This is a genomic window from Alphaproteobacteria bacterium (assembly GCA_040220875.1).
Taxonomy (GTDB): Bacteria; Pseudomonadota; Alphaproteobacteria; order JAVJVX01; family JAVJVX01; genus JAVJVX01.
Genome location: JAVJVX010000008.1, coordinates 1 through 16174, shown reverse-complemented (window position 1 = coordinate 16174; position 16174 = coordinate 1). Strand labels below are relative to the sequence as shown.

The 16174-nt window shown below is 62.0% G+C and carries 13 protein-coding genes and 1 tRNA gene; all 14 read right to left on the bottom strand.

The genetic code is table 11. The features are described from left to right. Positions 1-141 (bottom strand): GTP-binding protein (locus RLQ26_09515; GenBank protein ID MEQ9088964.1); only part of this gene is annotated, 141 nt, incomplete at its 3' end. 49 nt (positions 142-190) lie between these two features. Then, on the bottom strand, positions 191-2266 hold the full coding sequence (fusA, locus tag RLQ26_09510) for an elongation factor G (GenBank protein MEQ9088963.1): 2076 nt from the start codon (positions 2264-2266) through the stop codon (positions 191-193). A gap of 36 nt (positions 2267-2302) precedes the next feature. Then, a complete protein-coding gene (gene rpsG, locus RLQ26_09505) occupies positions 2303-2773 on the bottom strand; it encodes a 30S ribosomal protein S7 (GenBank protein MEQ9088962.1) in 471 nt (156 codons plus the stop codon). A gap of 9 nt (positions 2774-2782) precedes the next feature. Continuing rightward, a complete protein-coding gene (gene rpsL / locus RLQ26_09500; GenBank protein ID MEQ9088961.1) occupies positions 2783-3154 on the bottom strand; it encodes a 30S ribosomal protein S12 in 372 nt (123 codons plus the stop codon). Positions 3155-3666: 512 nt separating this feature from the next. Further along, positions 3667-7890: a DNA-directed RNA polymerase subunit beta' gene (gene rpoC, locus RLQ26_09495; GenBank protein ID MEQ9088960.1), complete on the bottom strand. Its 4224-nt coding sequence runs from the start codon at positions 7888-7890 to the stop codon at positions 3667-3669. A gap of 131 nt (positions 7891-8021) precedes the next feature. Beyond that, positions 8022-12194 carry a DNA-directed RNA polymerase subunit beta gene (rpoB, locus tag RLQ26_09490; GenBank protein MEQ9088959.1) on the bottom strand — a complete coding sequence of 1391 codons (4173 nt, stop codon included), beginning with the start codon at positions 12192-12194 and terminating at the stop codon, positions 8022-8024. Positions 12195-12450: 256 nt separating this feature from the next. Continuing rightward, a complete protein-coding gene (rplL, locus tag RLQ26_09485; GenBank protein ID MEQ9088958.1) occupies positions 12451-12831 on the bottom strand; it encodes a 50S ribosomal protein L7/L12 in 381 nt (126 codons plus the stop codon). A gap of 42 nt (positions 12832-12873) precedes the next feature. Further along, positions 12874-13392, bottom strand: a complete 519-nt coding sequence (gene rplJ / locus RLQ26_09480) for a 50S ribosomal protein L10 (GenBank protein ID MEQ9088957.1) — start codon at positions 13390-13392, stop codon at positions 12874-12876. Between the two features lie 386 nt (positions 13393-13778). Further along, a complete protein-coding gene (rplA, locus tag RLQ26_09475) occupies positions 13779-14489 on the bottom strand; it encodes a 50S ribosomal protein L1 (protein ID MEQ9088956.1) in 711 nt (236 codons plus the stop codon). A 5-nt stretch (positions 14490-14494) separates the two neighbouring features. After that, positions 14495-14923 carry a 50S ribosomal protein L11 gene (gene rplK, locus RLQ26_09470; protein MEQ9088955.1) on the bottom strand — a complete coding sequence of 143 codons (429 nt, stop codon included), beginning with the start codon at positions 14921-14923 and terminating at the stop codon, positions 14495-14497. A gap of 75 nt (positions 14924-14998) precedes the next feature. After that, positions 14999-15529: a transcription termination/antitermination protein NusG gene (nusG, locus tag RLQ26_09465; GenBank protein ID MEQ9088954.1), complete on the bottom strand. Its 531-nt coding sequence runs from the start codon at positions 15527-15529 to the stop codon at positions 14999-15001. Positions 15530-15531: 2 nt separating this feature from the next. Continuing rightward, positions 15532-15729: a preprotein translocase subunit SecE gene (gene secE, locus RLQ26_09460; GenBank protein MEQ9088953.1), complete on the bottom strand. Its 198-nt coding sequence runs from the start codon at positions 15727-15729 to the stop codon at positions 15532-15534. A gap of 138 nt (positions 15730-15867) precedes the next feature. After that, positions 15868-15943, bottom strand: a tRNA-Trp gene (locus RLQ26_09455). A 90-nt stretch (positions 15944-16033) separates the two neighbouring features. Continuing rightward, a partial coding sequence (tuf, locus tag RLQ26_09450; protein MEQ9088952.1) for an elongation factor Tu occupies positions 16034-16174 on the bottom strand: 141 nt, incomplete at its 5' end.

The following is a 16174-nucleotide window of genomic DNA, read 5'->3' as shown; positions in this document are numbered from 1 at the left end:
GTAATCCGTGAACTCCCCGCCACCGCTCGCAGACAAAACCTTCGTGATCGCAGCCGTCAACGTCGTCTTCCCGTGGTCAACATGACCAATCGTCCCGACATTGCAGTGAGGCTTCGTACGCTCGAATTTACCCTTAGACATAACGTTCTCCGTAGGGGCTTTGGCTCCGGCCCGCCCTTAATCTCTTGGCTTAAGCGAGTTTCGCCCGGACCTCATCAGCGACCTGCTGAGGCACCTGGGCATAATGATCAAATTGCATCGTGAACGTCGCCCGTCCCTGGCTGGCCGAGCGCAGCGTATTCACATAACCGAACATGTTCGCCAGCGGCACCATTGCGTCGATCACGCGCGCGTTGCCGCGCTGATCCATATGGCTGACCTGGCCCCGCCGGCTGTTGAGGTCACCAATGATGTCGCCCATGTAATCTTCCGGCGTCACCACCTCAACGCTCATGATGGGCTCCAGCAGCGCCGGGCCTGACTTCTGCATGCCCTCCTTGAAAGCGGCGCGAGCGGCGATTTCAAAGGCGAGGACGCTCGAATCAACGTCATGGTAGGCGCCGTCATAAAGGGTCGCCTTGTAGTCGATCACCGGAAATCCGGCGAGAATGCCCGCGTCGTTCGCCAGCTTGAGGCCTTTTTCAACGCCCGGGATGTATTCCGTCGGGACGTTGCCGCCCTTGATTGTCTCTTCAAAGATAAAGCCCGAGCCCGGCTCGAGCGGCTCGAAACGGATCTTGATCCGGGCAAACTGCCCCGAACCACCCGTCTGCTTCTTGTGGGTATAATCAATGTCGGAGGCGCGCGTGATTGTTTCGCGGTAGGCGACCTGCGGAGAGCCGACATTCGCGTCGACCTTGAATTCGCGGCGCAGGCGGTCGACGATAATTTCGAGGTGAAGCTCGCCCATTCCCTTGATGATCGTTTGTCCGCTTTCCTCGTCGGTGCCGACCCGGAAGGAGGGGTCTTCGGCCGCCAGCCGGTTCAGTCCGACGCCCATCTTCTCCTGATCGGCCTTGGTCTTGGGCTCGACCGCGACCTCGATCACCGGGTCGGGAAATTCCATCCGCTCGAGAATGATGGGCTTTTCCGGCGCGCAGAGGGTATCCCCCGTCGTCGTCTGCTTGAGCCCGGCCACGGCGATAATGTCGCCCGCCGTTGCCTCCTTGATGTCTTCACGGTGGTTGGCGTGCATCAGCAGCATCCGCCCGATGCGCTCGCGCTCGCCCTTGACCGAATTGAGGACGGAGGACCCCGTCGTCATGATGCCCGAGTAAATCCGGACAAACGTAAGAGACCCTACGAAGGGATCGTTCATGATCTTGAACGCGAGGCCGGCGAGCGGTTGGTCGTCGTCGCTGGGACGAGTCATCTCGTCGCCCGACTTGGCGTCAACACCCCGAACGCTCGGCACGTCGACCGGTGACGGAAGATAGTCGACAACCGCGTCCAGAAGCGGCTGAACACCCTTGTTCTTGAAGGCCGAGCCGCACATGACCGGAACGAAGGCGCCTTCAAGCGTCCCCTTGCGGATGCATTTGCGCAGCGTGTCGCCATCGACCTCTTCGCCGCCAAGATATTTCTCCAGCGCCTCGTCATCCAGCTCGACGGCCGCCTCGATCAGGCTGGTACGATATTCTTCGGCCTGGGCCTTCAGGTCGGCGGGAATTTCGCGGTACTCGAATTCCGCACCGAGGGTCTCATCCTTCCAGACAATGGCCCGGTTCTCGACAAGGTCCACGACACCCACGAAATCGGCTTCCGCGCCGATCGGCAATTGCAGCACGAGAGGCTTCGCAGCAAGACGATCGATGATCGTCCGGACGCAGTAAAAGAAATCGGCGCCCATCCGGTCCAGCTTGTTGATAAAGCAGATGCGGGGGACGCCGTATTTATCGGCCTGGCGCCAGACTGTTTCCGATTGCGGCTCTACGCCAGCGACGCCGTCGAAGACCGCCACGGCGCCGTCGAGGACGCGGAGCGAGCGCTCCACCTCAATGGTGAAATCGACATGGCCCGGCGTATCGATAATGTTAATCCGATGCTCGCGCCAAAACGCTGTGGTCGCGGCGGATGTGATGGTGATGCCGCGCTCCTGCTCCTGCTCCATCCAATCCATGACCGCGGCACCGTCGTGCACCTCGCCGATCTTGTAGGATCGGCCAGTGTAAAAAAGAATCCGCTCCGTCGTCGTTGTCTTACCGGCATCGATGTGGGCCATGATGCCGATATTGCGATAACGGGTGATGTCGGTTTCGCGTGTCATTGCCTTGTTCCGTAAAAACAGCTGCCGCCGGATCCGTTACCAGCGGTAGTGAGAGAATGCGCGGTTTGCTTCCGCCATGCGGTGCGTGTCTTCGCGCTTCTTGATGGCTGCGCCCCGGTTATTGGCCGCATCCACCAATTCGCCGGACAGCTTGTCCGACATTGTCTTTTCCGACCGGCTCTGGGCCGCCTGAATCAGCCAGCGGATGGCCAGGGCCTGCGCCCGGTCCGCCCGCACTTCCACCGGCACCTGATACGTGGCACCGCCGACCCGGCGGGAACGCACTTCCAGATTGGGGCGCACATTTCCAAGCGCGTCGCGAAAAACCTTGAGCGAGTCCTGGCCCGTCCGGTCCGCGATGGTAGTCAGGGCGCCATACATGATCCCTTCCGCCGTGGCCTTGCGGCCATCCGACATCAGGGCATTGATGAAGCGGGTCAGGACCCGGTCGCCAAACCTGGCATCCGGCATGACCTCCCGTCGTTCGGCACGATGGCGACGTGACATCCCAGCCCCCTATTTCGGCCGCTTGGCGCCGTATTTCGAACGGCGCTGGCGGCGGTCCTTCACACCCTGGGTATCGAGGGTGCCACGGACCACATGATATCGGACGCCCGGCAAGTCCTTCACGCGCCCGCCTCGGATCAGGACCACGGAGTGCTCCTGCAGGTTATGGCCCTCGCCAGGAATGTAGCTCGTGACCTCGAAACCGTTGGTAAGCCGGACGCGGGCCACTTTCCGCAAGGCTGAGTTCGGCTTCTTCGGCGTCGTCGTGTAAACGCGTGTGCACACGCCCCGGCGCTGCGGGCAGGCCTGGAGCGCCGGCACCTTGTTGCGCTCCTTCGGGCGGACCCGCCCCTTGCGGACGAGCTGGTTGATGGTCGGCATCTGCAATGACCTCGATTTGTCTAAACGAAAGCCCCGAACCCGGCGCTCTTTCCAAAATTTGTCCCGCGCGTGCGAGCGCGCGTCCGGCGCATGCCGGTCCCGGCCCCTCATCGGGCCGGCGCCAACTGCGTCGCGCCACCGGCGAACTGTCCACCGCCCGGCGGCGCTTGTTCTCTCGCGAGCCAAAAAGCTCTATTTTTCAAACGTCTGAGACGTTGGGCGCTGCGTCTGAAACGGACGTTTCACCACCAGCTCCCGGAAAGGTGGGCGCATACTATGTATGCACCCCATGCCCGTCAAGCGCCAGAATCGGTTTTTTTCCCGGTTTTCCAATGCTTACCGGCTTATCCACCGGCCCCGGCGCCGGCTTCCTCGCGATACCGCCGGAAAAGGCCGTGCCCTGGGAGTCCGGCCCCCCGCCACCACCCATGAAACCGCGGTCGCCCGCGGCTCTCGGGGTGGAACGGTGGTCAAGCCGCCCGCCCCCGGCCCGGGGGCGGCGCCGGCCCGCCTCAGGCGATCCGTGACTGGTCCTCGCCATCCTCCGTGCCCGAGCCCTCGGCCTCGGCCCGCTGGGCGGCCGCAAGCTCGGCCGCCTGCTGAGCCGCCTCGAGCTGGGCCTGCCGGGCTGCCAGCACTTCGCGGTCCTTTTCCGCCGCAATCTGGCGCATCCGGTTCATCACCGAGCCGGTCCCCGCCGGAATGAGGCGGCCGACGATGACATTCTCCTTCAGGCCGGAGAGCGGATCGGTCTTCCCTTGGACCGAAGCCTCCGTCAGCACCCGGGTCGTTTCCTGGAAGGAGGCCGCGGAGATGAAGGAGTTGGTTTGCAGGGAGGCCTTGGTGATGCCCTGGAGAACCGGAGTCCCGGTCGCCTCGACCCCGCCTTCTTCGGCGGTCTTGGCGTTGGCCGTCATGAACTCCATGCGGTCCACCTGTTCGCCGACGAGGAAAGTGCTGTCGCCGGGCGTGGTGACCTCAACCTTCTGCAGCATCTGGCGAACGATCACCTCGATATGCTTGTCGTTGATCTTGACACCCTGCAGCCGGTAGACGTCCTGAATCTCGTTAACGAGATAGGACGCGAGCGCTTCGACACCCAGGACACTCAGAATGTCATGGGGTACCGGGTTGCCATCCATCAGCAAATCACCCACCTGGACATAGTCGCCCTCGCGGACGGCGATGTGCTTGCCCTTCGGGATGAGATATTCCTTGGACTCCTTGTCGGCATCGGTCGGAACCACGACCACGCGCCGCTTGGTCTTGTAATCCTTGCCAAACTGCACCTGTCCGTCGATTTCGCTGATGATGGCGAAATCCTTGGGCCGGCGGGCCTCGAACAGCTCCGCCACGCGCGGCAGACCACCGGTGATGTCGCGGGTCTTGGACGATTCACGCGGGATACGGGCAAGGATGTCGCCGGCCTGAACCCTCATGCCATTCTCGACACTCAACACCGCATCCACCGACATGAAGTAGCGCGCCTCAAGTCCGTTGGGCAGGGTCACGATCTCGCCATCGGCATCCCGCAGCGTGATGCGCGGCTTGAGGTCCGAACCCTTCTGCTGCTGCTTCCAGTCGATCACGACCTTGTTGGCGATACCGGTCGTCTCGTCCACCACCTGGCGCATCGAGACGCCCTCGATCAGATCGACGTAATGGGCAACACCCTCGCGTTCGGTGATGATCGGAATCGTGTAGGGATCCCATTCGGCCACGCGGCTGCCCTTCTTGACGGTGTCGCCATCATCGGCCAGCAGACGCGTGCCGTAGGGAACCCGGTGACGCGCCCGCTCGCGCCCCGCCTCGTCCGTCAACACCACTTCACAGTTCCGGTTCATCACGACCGGAATCTTTTCGGAATTGATGACGACGTTGCGATTGCGGATCTTGACCGTGCCGTCGAAATTGGCCTCGACACCCGACTGCTCCGCGCCGCGCTGCACCGCACCGCCGATATGGAAGGTCCGCATCGTCAGCTGTGTGCCAGGCTCCCCGATCGACTGGGCCGCGATGACGCCGACCGATTCGCCGATATTGACGGGTGTCCCTCGCGCCAGATCACGGCCATAGCATTTGGCGCAGACCCCGATCTTGTTCTCACAAGTCAGGACCGAACGGATCTTGACCGAATCGATGCCGGCATTCTCCACCCGCTCCGCCTGGAACTCGTTAAGGGTCTCACCCGCCTTGACGATCACCTCGCTGGTGTTGGGATCGACCAGTTCTTCCACCGTCGTCCGGCCGAGAATCCGCTCCGAAAGCGGGGCAATCACTTCGCCACCCTCAACCACGGCGCGAATGTTGAGCCCCGCCTCTGTGCCGCAGTCCTCCTCGACGATGATGCAGTCCTGCGCGACGTCGACCAGCCGCCGGGTCAGATATCCCGAGTTGGCCGTCTTCAGCGCCGTATCGGCAAGGCCTTTTCGCGCGCCATGGGTCGAGTTGAAGTACTCGAGCACCGTCAGCCCTTCCTTGAAGTTGGACGTGATCGGCGTCTCGATGATCTCGCCCGACGGCTTGGCCATCAGGCCGCGCATGCCTGAAAGCTGCTTGATCTGGGCGGCCGAACCGCGGGCGCCTGAATCGGCCATCATAAAGACGGAATTGATCCGCCCTTTCTTGTCGGCCGACATCACTTTCATCATCTCGTCGGCCACCGTATCGGTGCAATTCGACCAGGCATCGACCACCTTGTTGTATTTCTCGCCCTGCGTGATCAGGCCATCGAGATACTGCTGCTCGTATTCCTTGACCTTGGCTTCAGTCGCGGAAACCAGCCCCTGCTTCGATTCGGGGATGATCAAATCGTCCTTGCCGAAGGAAATGCCCGCCTTGCAGGCATGGTTGAAGCCGAGCGCCATGATCCGGTCACAGAAGACAACCGTGTCCTTCTGCCCGCAATGGCGGTAGACGATGTCGATCAGGTTGCTGATTTCCTTCTTCGTCATGGTCCGGTTGACGACGTTGAACGGCACCTTCGGATGGCGGGGCAGGACCTCGCCGAGAAGGAAGCGGCCGGGAGTCGTTTCGACCCGCTGCTGAATTTCGTTGCCGTTCTCGTCGACCGTCTCGAACCGGGCGTGAATTTTGCTGTGCAGCCCCACGGCGCCGGTCTCGAGCGCGTGATTAAGCTCGCCCATGTCGGAAATGATCATGCCGTCGCCGGGCTCGTTCTCGCCCTCGAGCGTCATGTAGTACAGGCCCAGCACGATATCCTGGGACGGCACGATGATCGGCTTGCCATTGGCCGGGCTGAGGATGTTATTGGTGGACATCATCAGCACCCGGGCCTCGAGCTGCGCCTCGAGGGACAGCGGCACATGTACCGCCATCTGATCGCCGTCGAAATCCGCATTGAAGGCGGCACAGACCAGCGGATGGAGCTGGATCGCCTTGCCCTCGATGAGAACGGGCTCGAACGCCTGGATACCCAGGCGGTGAAGCGTCGGCGCCCGGTTCAAAAGCACCGGATGCTCGCGGATGACCTCTTCCAGGATGTCCCAGACCTCGGGCCGCTCCTTTTCCACCATGCGCTTCGCCGCCTTGATTGTGGTGGCGAGACCGTAGCGCTCGAGGCGCGAATAGATGAACGGCTTGAACAGTTCGAGCGCCATCTTCTTGGGCAGGCCGCACTGATGCAGCTTGAGTTCGGGACCCACGACGATGACGGAACGGCCTGAATAATCGACGCGCTTGCCCAGCAGATTCTGCCGGAAGCGCCCCTGCTTGCCCTTGAGCATGTCGGAAAGGGACTTCAATGGCCGCTTGTTGGCGCCGGTGATCACGCGCCCGCGCCGTCCGTTATCGAACAGTGCGTCGACAGACTCCTGCAGCATCCGCTTTTCGTTGCGTACGATGATTTCGGGCGCGCGCAGTTCGATGAGCCGTTTCAGGCGGTTATTCCGGTTGATGACCCGACGATAGAGATCATTCAGATCCGACGTGGCAAACCGGCCGCCGTCCAGCGGCACCAGCGGACGCAGTTCGGGCGGGATAACCGGCACCACGTCCAGGATCATCCATTCGGGCCGCGTCGCCGAGCTAATGAAAGCGTCGAGCAGCTTGAGACGCTTGACGAATTTCTTGCGCTTCGCTTCCGATCCGGTCTCCGCCAGCTCCTGGCGCACCTTGTCGCGCTCCTGCTCCAGGTCGATTTCGGCCAGAAGCTTCTTGATCGCTTCCGCCCCGATGCCGACTTCGAACGTACCCTCGCCGTACTCATCCAGCGCCTGCTGATACGAGTCTTCGTTCATAAGCTCGTATTTCTCGAGCGCACTCATGCCCGGGTCGAGGACGACGTAGTTCTCGAAATACAGGACCCGTTCGAGATCCCGGAGGGTCATGTCCACCAGCAGGCCTATCCGGCTCGGCAGCGACTTGAGGAACCAGATATGGGCGACCGGCGCCGCGAGCTCGATATGGCCCATGCGCTCACGCCGCACCTTGGACAGGGTGACCTCGACGCCGCATTTTTCGCAGATGATCCCGCGATACTTCATGCGCTTGTACTTGCCGCACAGGCACTCGTAGTCCTTGATCGGACCAAAAATACGCGCGCAGAACAGGCCATCCCGTTCAGGCTTGAATGTCCGGTAATTGATCGTCTCCGGTTTCTTGATCTCACCGAACGACCACGACCGGATTCGCTCGGGGCTGGCGATGGAGATCCGGATATGATCAAAACTCTGTGGACCGCTCGGCTGACCGAAGATCTTCATCAAATCGTTCATGACCAACTAACTCCTAGTCCTGCGCCGGGGTAGCGCGCCGTCGCCCGATGTCTTCCGGCGACATTTTTTCCAGTGACCTTTCGGTCGAACACCCGTTCCGCAGCCGCCTGCCGGCCGCCGAACGGCTGGGGCTAATTGCCCTCTTCCGCCAGTTCCATGTTGAGGCCGAGCGAACGCAGCTCCTTGACGAGAACGTTGAAGCTTTCCGGAATGCCGGCTTCGAACGTATCCTCGCCCCGGACGATGGCTTCATAGACCTTGCTGCGGCCCGCCACGTCGTCGGACTTCACGGTAAGCATTTCCTGGAGGGTGTAGGCTGCGCCGTAAGCTTCGAGAGCCCAGACCTCCATTTCGCCGAACCGCTGGCCACCGAACTGCGCCTTGCCGCCAAGCGGCTGCTGGGTCACAAGGCTGTACGGCCCAATGGAACGCGCGTGAATCTTGTCGTCGACCAGGTGATGAAGCTTGAGCATGTAGATGTAGCCGACCGTCACGGCGCGGTCGAACGACTCGCCCGTCCGTCCGTCGATCAGCGTCACCTGGCCCGAGGAATCGAGGCCGGCTTTCTCCAGAAGGCGCACGATATCGTCTTCCCTGGCCCCGTCGAAAACCGGCGTCGCCATGGGGACACCGTGGCTCATGCGCTCGCACACCTCGAGGATATCCTCGTCATCCATCGTGTCGAACTCGCGCTGGTAATTACGCTCCCCATAGATCTCCTTCAGGAAGGCCCTGAGTGCCTTGGTGTCGGGCACTTCCTTGCGGATATCGGCGACAATCTCACCGATCTGGCGACCCAGCCCGGCGGACGCCCAGCCGAGATGGGTTTCCAGAATCTGCCCCACGTTCATGCGTGAAGGCACGCCGAGCGGGTTGAGAACGATGTCCACAGGCGTGCCGTCCTCCAGGAACGGCATGTCCTCCATCGGAAGGATTTTGGAGATCACACCCTTGTTGCCGTGGCGGCCGGCCATCTTGTCGCCGGGCTGCAGCTTGCGCTTAACGGCGACAAAGACTTTGACCATCTTCATCACGCCGGGCAGCAATTCGTCACCCCGCTGGAGCTTTTCAACTTTGTCCTGGAACCGCTTCTCCAGCACTTTCACACTGTCGTCGAAATGGCGGTTAAGCTCCTCGATCGAGGCCATTGTGGTGTCATTCTTGACGACGATCTGACGCCACTGCCCCTGTGTCAGCTCGGCCAGAACGCCTTCGGTCACCTTCTTGCCTTCGGCAAGGTCGTTCGGCCCCTTCTGGATGGTCTGGTTGAGCAGAAGCTCTTTCAAACGCCCATAATAGCTGCGCTCGAGGATCGCCTTCTCGTCGTCGCGATCCTTCGCCAGGCGCTCGATCTCGGCATGCTCGATCGCAACCGCTCGTTCGTCCTTGTCCACGCCGCGACGGTTGAAGACGCGCACCTCGACCACGGTGCCATTCACACCGGGCGGCACCTTGAGGGACGTATCGCGCACATCCGAGGCCTTTTCGCCGAAAATCGCGCGGAGGAGTTTTTCTTCCGGCGTCATCGGCGACTCGCCCTTCGGCGTGACCTTGCCGACCAGAATGTCGCCGGGCTCCACTTCGGCCCCGATATAGACGATTCCCGCCTCATCGAGGTTCTTCAGCGCTTCTTCTCCGACATTGGGAATATCACGCGTGATTTCTTCCTGGCCCAGCTTGGTATCCCGCGCCATGACCTCGAATTCCTCGATATGGATCGAGGTGAAGACGTCGTCGCGCACGATACGTTCGGAGATCAGGATGGAGTCCTCGAAGTTGTAGCCCATCCAAGGCATGAACGCGACGAGCACATTGCGCCCGAGCGCCAGGTCGCCAAGCTCCGTCGAAGGTCCGTCGGCGATGATGTCACCTTTTTCCACCACATCGCCCTTCTTCACCAGCGGACGCTGATTGATGCAGGTGTTCTGGTTGGACCGCTGGAATTTCTGCAGCGTGTAGATATCGACGCCCGAGGCGGAGTGCGAGGTTTCCTCGGTGGCCCGGACGACGATCCTGGTCGCGTCCACCTGGTCGACCACGCCACTGCGCCGGGCCGAGATGGCCACGCCCGAATCCCGCGCCACCGCCGCTTCCATGCCGGTTCCCACAAGAGGCGCTTCAGCCTGGATAAGCGGCACCGCCTGACGTTGCATGTTGGAGCCCATGAGAGCCCGGTTCGCGTCGTCATTTTCCAGGAAGGGGATGAGCGAGGCGGCAACTGAAACGAGCTGCTTGGGCGAAACATCGATGAGGTCAATGTCCTCGGGCCGGGTCATGACAAATTCGCCCGCCCGCCGGCAACTCACGAGATCATCGATGAATTCGCCCTTCTCGTTCAGATGCGCGTTTGCCTGAGCGACCGTGTAGCGGCCCTCGTCCATGGCCGAAAGATAGGTCACCTCGTCCGTCACCCTGGCATCGACCACCGTGCGGTAAGGGCTTTCGATGAAGCCGTATTCATTGACCCGCGCAAATGTCGCGAGCGAATTGATCAACCCGATATTCGGCCCTTCAGGCGTTTCGATCGGGCATATCCGGCCGTAATGGGTCGGGTGCACGTCGCGCACCTCGAACCCGGCCCGCTCGCGCGTCAGACCGCCCGGGCCCAACGCGCTCAGGCGCCGCTTGTGCGTGATTTCCGCGAGCGGGTTGGTCTGATCCATGAACTGCGAGAGCTGGCTCGAGCCGAAGAACTCCCGGACGGCCGCTACCGCCGGCTTGGCGTTGACCAGATCGTGGGGCATCACGGTATCGATATCGACCGAGCTCATCCGTTCACGAATGGCGCGTTCCATGCGCAACAGGCCCACGCGGTACTGATTTTCCATCAATTCGCCAACGGAACGCACGCGACGATTGCCGAGGTGGTCGATGTCGTCGATTTCACCGCGACCGTCCTTCAGGCCGACCAGCACCTTTACGATGGCCAGGATGTCGTCCTTGGTAAGGACGCGCAGGCTGACGTCCGCCTTCTGATCGAGTCGCGCATTGATCTTGACGCGCCCGACGGAGGAAAGGTCATAGCGCTCGGAATCGAAGAAGAGGCCCTGGAACAGCGCCTCGGCTGATTCGGGGGTCGGCGGCTCGCCCGGCCGCATGACGCGATAGATGTCGATCAGCGCGTCCTCGCGGCTTGCGTTCTTGTCGGACGCCAGAGTGTTGCGGATATAGGGGCCCACATTGAGATTGTCGATCGCCAGGACGGGCACCTCCCGCACGCCGCCGGCAACCGCGTTCTCCAGCATCTCTTCCGTCAGCTCGTCGCCGGCCTCGGCATAGATCTCACCCGTCGATTCGTTGACGAGATCGACCGCGACATAGTGGCTGAGCAACTCCTCATCCGCGACCAGAAGTTCCTTGAGGCCCTGCTCCTCGAGCTGGTGCAGGATACGCGGCGTGATCTTGCTGCCCTCTTCCGCCACGACGTCGCCGGTTTTGGCGTCGACCAGATCGTGGGTCAGCCGGACACCCCGCAGCGACGCGGGATCGAACGGCTTCCGCCAGGCGTCCTTCACCCGCTTGAAGCGGATCGTCTCGTAGAAGTAGGAGAGAATTTCGCTCTTCGGCATGCCCTCGATTGTCGTCGGATCGAGAGTCTCGCCACGCGCGGCCGCCTCGGCCCGGCGCACCACAGACTCCTCGCTGTCGAGCGCGAGCAGCAGCGTCGTTACCGGCAGTTTGCGGCGGCGATCGATGCGGACATGCACCAGGTCTTTCGCATCAAATTCAAAATCGAGCCAGGAGCCCCGGTAAGGAATGACGCGGGCCGCGAAAAGATACTTGCCGGAAGAATGGGTTTTCCCCTTGTCGTGATCGAAAAAGACACCCGGCGAACGATGCATCTGGGAGACGATGACACGTTCCGTGCCGTTGATGACAAATGTGCCCTTGTCCGTCATGAGCGGCATGTCGCCCATGTAGACATCCTGCTCCTTGATGTCGCGGATGGAACGGGCGCCGGTGTCCTCGTCAACATCCCAGACAACGAGACGCAGCGTCACCTTGAGCGGCGCCGCATAGGTCATGTCGCGCTGCTGGCACTCGTCCACATCGTATTTCGGGTTCTCAAGCTCGTAGCTGACAAAATCAAGCTGGGACCGCTCACTGAAATCCCGGATCGGGAAGACCGACCGGAAAACTTCCTGCAGGCCAAGATTCTCGCGCTCCGGATGCGGCACGTCCTTTTGCAGGAACTGATCCCATGAATTCCACTGAACCTCGATCAGGTTCGGCATCGTCGTCGCCTCGCCGAGACGCCCGAAATCATTGCGTATCAACTTCCGACCCTTGAGGGACTTGGCCATGCCTTGATCCTTCACCTTGCTGTCGCGATCCGCCGCCCGTAAGGGGCCACGCCACGTCGACCTTGTTGATTACTCTCTATCGGCCCGGCCCGACCGGCTTGCCCGCCTGGGCCGTCCCGCCTCTGATTCCGCCGCTGATACCGGCCTGGCCGCCTCTTTGACCCGGCATGCCGGCCGGATGAAAGGCGTGCGGCGGCGGCCCGCGCCGAAGGCGCGGACCGCCGTCCTCACAAATCCGAACCGGCAACCACCACGGCTATTTCAGCTCGACCGTAGCCCCGGCATCTTCGAGTTTCTTCTTCAGTTCTTCCGCTTCGGCCTTCTGAACGCTTTCCTTCACCGGCTTGGGCGCACCTTCGACGAGGTCCTTGGCTTCCTTCAGGCCCAGCGACGTGATCGCTCGCACTTCCTTGATCACGTTGATCTTCTTGTCGCCGGCCGCGACCAGGATCACGTCGACCGTGTCACTGCCCGAATCCGCCGCCGCTTCGCCGCCAGCGGGCGCCGCAGCGCCAGCCACGGCAACCGGGGCCGCTGCCGAAACACCCCATTTCTCTTCCAGGAGCTTGCTCAGCTCAGCCGCTTCCAGAACGGTGAGGCTCGAGAGCTCGTCTACGATCTTTTCCAAATCAGCCATTTCAGCTTTCTCCTTGACTTGAACTTCTTTTCGATTGAACGGCTAGGCCGCCTCGCCCTGTTGTGCGTATGCCGACAGGACTCGAGCCACCTGACTGGCCGGGGCTTGCGCCAATGTCGCCAGACGGGTTGCCGGAGTCGCGATCATGCCAACGATCTTGCCTCGCAGTTCGTCGAGCGAGGGAAGCTCCGCCAGAGCGCTCACTCCCGACGCGTCGAGAGTCTGTTCGTCGAGCGCCCCGCCCAGAATCACGAGCTTGTCGTTCTCCTTGGCGAATTTGGCGGCCACCTTGGCGGCCGCAACGGGGTCGGCGGAATACGCGATCGCGGTCGGACCCTTAAAGAAGTCCGTCAAATGAGCGAACTTGGATCCTTCCAGGGCGAGTCGTGTGAGCCGGTTTTTTGTGACCTTGAAACCTGCGCCGGCGTCCCGCATCCTCGCGCGCAGGTCAGTGACCTCCGCGACGGACAGGCCCTGCTGGTGCGTAACCACCACCAGCTTAGCCCCCTCGAAGATGTTTTTCAGGGAGCCGACCAGCTCTCCTTTTTCCGATCGGTTCACACTCTTCTCCGATACGTTGTGGGCTCTTCGTTTCCGCCTGCCCCCGGGGAAATCCCGAGCCGGAGCCGGCCAAAACGGGGGAACCCGTCTCACTCTGACTTCCGGTTGCCCGAAAGCCGCACTGCCTGCCCCAGAAGTTCAAGCCGCGCCGACCGCCCCCGTTGCCGGGGTGGCGGGCGAGCGGATCTCACTCTGTCTATGCAGGCGGTTTACCCTTAAGCCTTGGTTCCCATCGGGCACCGCGGCACCTGCAGTCTCGGACAGGTTCGGAAAACGGGACCGTCCGGTCCGTCGAATGTGGTCCCGCAGAAAGCCGGGCCCGTTTCCCTTTTCCGCCTCCGCCGGGCACCAAACGCCCGAACGGACCGGAAATCTTCGCGGCCGAATTACGCCTCGGCCGCCGTCTCGCTGAAAGCAGCCGGGTCTATTCCGATCCCGGGCCCCATGGTCGAACTGATCGACACTTTCTTGAGATAAGTTCCTTTTGCGCCGCTCGGCTTGGCCTTGGTCACGGCCTGCACCAGCGCGCGGACATTTTCTTTAAGCGCCTTCTCGTCGAAGCTGGCCTTGCCGACGCCGGCATGGATGATCCCCGCCTTCTCGGCGCGAAATTCGACCTGACCACCCTTCGCCGCCTTGACCGCCTTGGTGACATCCGGGGTTACCGTGCCCAGCTTGGGATTCGGCATCAATCCGCGCGGACCCAGCACCTTGCCGAGTTTGCCCACCGTGACCATCATGTCCGGGGTAGCAATGACCCGATCGAAATTAATCTCACCCTTCTGCACCTGTTCGGCCAGGTCGTCGGCGCCCACGATATCGGCCCCCGCCGCCTTGGCTTCCTCCGCCTTGGCGCCCTGGGCGAAGACGGCGACGCGCACCGACTTGCCGGTACCGTTGGGCAGAGAGATCATGCCGCGTACAGCCTGATCGGAATGCCGCGGATCGACACCAAGATTGAGTGCCACCTCGATGGTCTCGTCGAATTTCGACTTGGCCGCCGCCTTGATCATGCGGATGGCGTCGTCCAGCCCGTAGGTGGCATCGCGATCGATGCCCTCGTAAGCGTTCGTAAGGCGCTTGCCCTTGCCGGCCATTTCGTTCACTCCGTTACTTCAAGGCCCATGGAGCGGGCCGAGCCCGCGACCATCTTCGCCGCCGCATCGAGGTCATTCGCGTTCAGATCCTTCATCTTGGTCTCGGCGATCTCGCGAACCTGGGCCATTGTGACGCTGCCCGCCCCGGTGCGGCCCGCTGTACCACTGCCCTTCTTGATATTGGCCGCCTTCTTGAGGAAGTAGGACGCAGGCGGCGTCTTGGTCTCGAAGGTGAAGGTGCGATCGCCATAAACCGTGATGACGGTCGGGATCGGCATCCCGCCCTCCATTTCCTGCGTGGCCGCATTGAAGGCCTTGCAGAATTCCATGATGTTCAGCCCGCGCTGACCCAGCGCCGGGCCGATCGGCGGCGAAGGATTCGCCTGCCCGGCCGGCACCTGAAGCTTGATATATCCGTCGATTTTTTTTGCCATCGCTCTTTGTCGCTCTTCTTAAACCGTTTCTTGCGGGCGCCCCGCGCCCCAACTCCGACGGGGAACTATCCGTCCTCAGGTCTTCTCAACCTGGCTGTATTCCAGTTCCACCGGCGTCGACCGCCCGAAGATACTGACCGCCACCTTGAGACGCGCGCGCTCCTCGTCCACTTCCTCCACCTGGCCGTTGAACGACTGGAAGGGCCCGTCACAAACCCGAACCTGCTCGCCGACCTCGAAGGTCACGGACGGCTTGGGCCGCTCCACGCCTTCCTGCACCTGATGCATGATGTGCTGCGCCTCGGCCTCCGAGATGGGTGTGGGCTGGCCGCCCGCCCCCAGAAACCCGGTGACCTTGGACGTGTTCTTGATCAGGTGCCAGGTCGCATCGTCCAGATCGGCATGCACAAGCACGTAGCCAGGGAAGAACTTGCGCTCGGCGTTGACCTTGGCGCCGCGACGCATCTCGACCACTTCCTCCATCGGCACCAGCACGTCCAGCAGCCGCTCGGTCAGCCCCTGCTGTTCGGCCTGCTCCTTGATCGACTGGGCCACCTTCTTCTCGAAGCCCGAATACACGTGCACGACGTACCAACGCGCCGCCATACCTAACTCCCGATGCCGAGCAATGCGCCGACACCCACCGAAATCAACTGATCCACCAGCAGGAAAAACAGCGCGGTGATGAGAGTCATCACCATCACCATGCCCGTCGTGACGGCCGTCTCCTTCCGGGTCGGCCAGGTGACCTTGGAGCCTTCCTGCCTGACCTCGCGAACGAATTTTGCTGGGCTGGTTTTTGCCATCTCACTCTGTCCGGGCCGCCGTTCCGGCCGCCCTGTTTCAATTTTCGCCGGCCCGGCCCTGCCAGGTCCTGGCCTTGATCACCGCTCTGGCCCGATCACCGCTCTAGCCCGATCACCGCTCTGGCCCGATCACCGCTCTGGCAGGAGTGGAGGGTCTCGAACCCCCAACCTCCGGTTTTGGAGACCGGCGCTCTACCAATTGAGCTACACTCCTACAGCCCGGTGTCTCCCGGCCAGCCTCTCCACCACACCGGCCCGGCCGCTGCGCGGGTCCTGCGGGGAGCGACCAGCCACCCAGTGCGGCCTACTCGATAATTTTAGCGACGACACCTGCGCCGACGGTGCGTCCACCCTCGCGGATGGCGAAGCGCAGCCCTTCATCCATGGCGATCGGCGCAATCAGCTGGATCTCCATCTGGATGTTGTCCCCGGGCATCACCATCTC